Genomic DNA, 2203 nt, shown 5'->3' on the forward strand with positions numbered 1-2203 from the left:
CGAGCAGCTCACCGGGCTGGCCGAACTGGGTCTCGGCGACGACTGGCTGCGGGCGGTCTGCTGGGGCAACGCGGCGGCCCTGTTCGACCTGGCCTGAGTCGGGGCGTGGAAGCCCGGCCGGCGCGGCGGGCGGTCAGACGCCCACCCGCTGCTCGGGCACGCTGAGCCCGTACAGCGCCATCAGTTCGGGGCTGTCGATCCGGCTGCCGTCGGCGATCGAGTCGCACCCGATGTCGACGATCTGGTCCTTGTGCGCCAGCAGGTAGGGCCGGGCGCCGACGTCGGCGCTGGCCAGGGTGGCGATGCCGGCCCAGTGCCGGCGGCCGAAGAGCATCGGGTAGCCGCGCAGCCCGTCGTAGGTCGCGCAGACCAGCACGTCGGGGTACGGCAGCGCGGCGACCCGCCGGACCGCTCCGGCGGTCAGCCCCGGCATGTCGACCGGCACCACGACGACCGCCTCGATCCCGTCGTCGGTCAGGGCGGCCAGGCCGGCGCGGATCGAGGAACCGACCCCGGTCCCCCACGCCCGGTTGACCACCACGGTGGCCCCGGTCAGGTCGGTCGTCTGGCGGACCTGGTCGGCCGCCGCGCCGAGTACGACCACGATCTGCTCGCAGCCGGCCTCGACCATCGTGTCGATCATCCGGCTCACCAGGGGTTTCTCCCCCTGGTGCAGCAGCGCCTCGGGTCCGCCGATGCGACGTCCACCGCCTGCCGCGATGATCATTCCTGCGATCCGGTTCAGCTGCGCCCCCTCGACCGTGGGGACGGCACCGGTTCACCTGCGCCCGGTCCGTCCCGTCGTACGCACAACGGGCCCAACGAGTGCGCCCGGCGCGGGGTAGCGGGGCAAAAGGGAAAATTGCCGACTATGCCGCATCGGCGTAGCAGTCGACGACGGACAGGTCCAGCGGGAACCGCACCGGGGTGTCGCCGAAGAGCAGCGCCGCCGCCCGCGCGCCCGCGGCGGTGACCGCCTCCGCCACCGCGTCGGCCTGCCCGGTTGGGCAGTGCACGATCACCTCGTCGTGCTGGAAGAAGACCAGCTCGGCCTCGGTGCCCGCGAGGGCCGTCCGCAACGTGGCCAGCAGCGTGGAGGCCCACTCGGCGGCCGTCGCCTGGATGACGAAGTTGCGGGTGAACCGGCCCCGGGAGCGGGCGGCGCGGGCCCGGGGCCCCTGCGGGTCCGCGCCGGCGTCCGGGGCCGCCTCGTCGCCGTCGGCGAAACCGAGCGAGCCCGGCGGGCAGGTGCGCCCGAGCCAGGAGCGGACCAGGCCACCGGCCTCGCCGGTCCGCGCCGCCGCCTCCACGTAGCCGAAGGCCGTCGGGTAGTTCCGCTTGAGCACCGCCAGGGCGGGCACCGCCGAGCCGCCGGTCTGCCCGTACATCGCGCCGAGCAGGGCCACCTTGGCCCGGGCCCGGTCACCGGCGAAAGCGTCCCGGGCGAGCGCGGCGTAGAGGTCGCCGGCCCCGCCCGCCACCGCGAGCCGGGCGTCCCCGGAGACCGCGGCCAGCACCCGCGGCTCCAACTGGCCGGCGTCGGCCACCACGAAGGTCCAGCCGGGATCGGCCACCACCGCCCGCCGGATCACCTTCGGGATCTGCAGCGCCCCGCCGCCCCGGGTGGCCCACCGGCCGGAGACCACCCCGCCGGGCACGTACTCCGCGTGGAAGCGGCCGCCGGAGACCCAGGCGTCCCGCCACGCCCAGCCGTGCGCCGTCCAGATCCGGTAGAGCTCCTTGTATTCCAGGACCAGCGGCACCGCCGGATGCTCCACCCCGCGCAGCACCCAGGCCCGGGTGTTCGGCAGCTCCACGCCGACCCGGGCGAACGCCTTCAACAGCTCCGCCGGGGAGTCCGCGTGCAGCTGGCGTACGCCGAACGCCGCGGCGATCCGGGCGGTCAGGTCGGCCAGCCGGCGCGGCGGCCCGCCCACCGGGGAGGCCTCGCCGAGCAGCTCGGCGAGGAGCGCGTCGTGCACCTCGGCCCGCCACGGCAGCCCGGCCGCCCCCATCTCCGTGGCGATCAGCACGCCCGCCGACTCGGCCGCCACCAGCAGGCGGAACCGGCCGGGGTGCTCGGTCGCCGCGATCCGGGCGAGCTGGTCGGCGTACACCCGGGCCAGCGCCTCGATGCCCGGGCCCGGCGGACCGGACGGCGCGTCGAAGAGCGCGCCCTGCCCGTGGCCCGGCGGCTCCGGCG

General features: G+C 76.1%; 2 protein-coding genes. Both read right to left on the reverse strand.

The annotated features are described in order from the left end of the window. Positions 1 to 133: 133 nt before the first annotated feature. Positions 134 to 727 (reverse strand): nucleotidyltransferase family protein, encoded by a 594-nt coding sequence (locus tag ACFOYX_RS08520; RefSeq protein ID WP_322441724.1) that lies wholly within the window; start codon positions 725 to 727, stop codon positions 134 to 136. Between the two features lie 142 nt (positions 728 to 869). Beyond that, positions 870 to 2203, reverse strand: a 1334-nt coding sequence (locus ACFOYX_RS08525; RefSeq protein ID WP_377533868.1) for a bifunctional 3'-5' exonuclease/DNA polymerase, incomplete at its 5' end; no start/stop codon positions are given.

Source organism: Micromonospora sp. GCM10011541 (assembly GCF_042650725.1).
Classification (GTDB): domain Bacteria; phylum Actinomycetota; class Actinomycetes; order Mycobacteriales; family Micromonosporaceae; genus Micromonospora; species Micromonospora sicca.

Coding starts and splice junctions, on each gene's coding strand:
- ACFOYX_RS08520 (WP_322441724.1), bottom strand. CDS start 727: ATGATCATCGCGGCAGGCGGTGGACGTCGCATCGGCGGACCCGAGGCG.